The following is a 2,134-nucleotide window of genomic DNA, read 5'->3' on the forward strand; positions in this document are numbered from 1 at the left end:
CCGTTGGGCGGGGCTTTGGATGCTGCTGCTCGCGCCGCTTGCCGATGCGGTACCGGATACCAACCGGCACTATACCTTCATCTATTTCGAGAACGGCTATCCCACCCGGCTCGCCGGCAGCAGGCGGGCGCAGTCGATGGCGAACCGGGTCGCGCGCGAAAACCCCGACGTGGTGGTCCAGACCGGGTTCTACAGCCTGCGGATCGATTGCGATACGATGCAGCTTTCCGGCTACGACGCCGTGCAAGGTTCCGACTATCTGGCGGCGTTGAACGAGGATCTTCGGCGCTTTTCCCCGGCCAAGCTTACGTTGCGCATGGAAAAGGGCGGGGTCGACTATACCTGCACGTCGGCCGTGGTCCAGCGCAAGGACGCCCCGCTCGTGCGGCTGATCGAGAGCGGCAGGTTCGTCCAACGCTTCGACCTCGTTGGGCTGGTGTTCACCGCATCCAACGGCACGGTGCTCGAAGAGATGGGGCGGCTGGAAATCACGGCCTGGGCCGACCATGCCGTGTTCACGCTGGATCTCTCCGGGATCGAGGGCGTGGAGCGGACGGGCATCATGCTGGTTTCCCCGGCGGGCAAAAAACATGTGGCCGTTGCGGAGGGTGCCCGAGCGGTGCTTGCGCTCGAACCGCACCTGGACCGGGCGTGCGAACCGCTGGCGCCTTCCGCCTTTGTGCGCGAGGCCTCCGTGGTCGCCAGCGGCAAGCCCATACGCCATGGGTTCGACGAAGAGGAACACGCCCTGCGGTTCGACCTGCCGATGGCGCGCTTCGCCTACCCGAAGGATGCGGGCCGCGTGAACGAGTTCGCCATCGAGCTTTTCAACCCCTCCGGGGAAGACGCCGTGCTTCCGCTCGTCTTCAAGGAAATTTCGCCCGTCGAGATCACCGGAACCGGCATGCTGCTGTGCGAGGATTCCGACGGGCGGCCCACGGGGATCCCCGTCCAGATTTCCAAGAACTGGCACAACGATCCGGCCAAGCGGGTGAAGCACGACGGCCCGTGGATCCGGGGCTATGCGATGGTGCCGCTCAAGGCCGGGGAGCGGCGGCGGCTGCGCCTGCGCGTGGTGACGGGTTTCTGGGGCCAGGTTCCGGCCGTCTCCCACGCGCACCTCAGCGTCATCGGCTATGGCGGCAACTGGAAGTGGGACGAGAGCGCGCTGGGGGCCTGGGGCGAATCGATGTGCTACGACCCTTCGCAGCATCTCGGGTCCTCTTTCATCACGGATGTGCGCCCCGCGTTCACCTTCGGGAAAAGCACCAAGCCCTATGCCTGGACCGAAAACCTCGGCGGCGGGGATTTCCTCGTCTATTTCGACCGCGACAACACCTACCGCTGGGCGAAGCGCTTGAAGACGGCCTATCTCTGGACCGGGCCCAATATGACGGAAGTCCATTATTCCGGCATCACCGACGACGAAAAAATCCGTTTCAACTACCGCATCCGTTCGGTGCGGACGGCCGACTACCACCGTCGGTTCCACGCCTTTCAATACGAGTTTTTGGAAGATGTCGAAACGCCCAAGCGGCTCGTCTTCCACCAGATGGCGGCCGACTACTATAACACCGCGAAGTTCGAGCGCTACTTCGTTGGCCAGGGCGGCGGGGACGGGCAGGAATTCCGCAACGATGCCGGCCTCGTCGGCTATGCGCCCAACCCGATCCCGTTCAACGATGCGTGGATTTCGATCGACGACTCGGCGGGCAGCAAAGATCCGGCGGGGGCGCGCCGCGGCATCCTTTCCATGCAGGCCACGCTGAACGGGCGGCCGTTTCCGGTCTACCTGCACGTGTTCGGGAAAGGGCGGGGCCGGAACAGCTTCGATCTGGCGCCGGAATCGGTGGCGCGCTCCTATTCCGTCGGGGACGTGGTGCGGGGCGAGCTGGAGTTCGTGATGCCCGCGAAATCCACCGCGCTTTATTGGGGGGCGGACCGCGAGTTCGCCGGCCGTTTGGCCGCCTACGGCGACAACGCCAGGCAGGCCGTGGCCGACGAGCAGACCCACAATCTGCGGATGCCGGTTTCCGTCGGCCAGGGCACGCTGCTCCAGCGCTATCCGCTCGAAATCCGCGCGGCGGACGGCGATGTGTTGGCCGACTTTACGATCGATCGCGGCGGCATCGGC

1 protein-coding gene is annotated in these 2,134 nt (G+C 65.0%); it reads left to right on the plus strand.

Translation table 11 applies throughout. The annotated features are described in order from the left end of the window. Positions 1-2,134 (plus strand): hypothetical protein (locus ABYO54_RS16055; RefSeq protein ID WP_372809240.1); only part of this gene is annotated, 2,134 nt, incomplete at both ends.

This window comes from Pontiella sp., assembly GCF_041622395.1.
Classification (GTDB): domain Bacteria; phylum Verrucomicrobiota; class Kiritimatiellia; order Kiritimatiellales; family Pontiellaceae; genus Pontiella.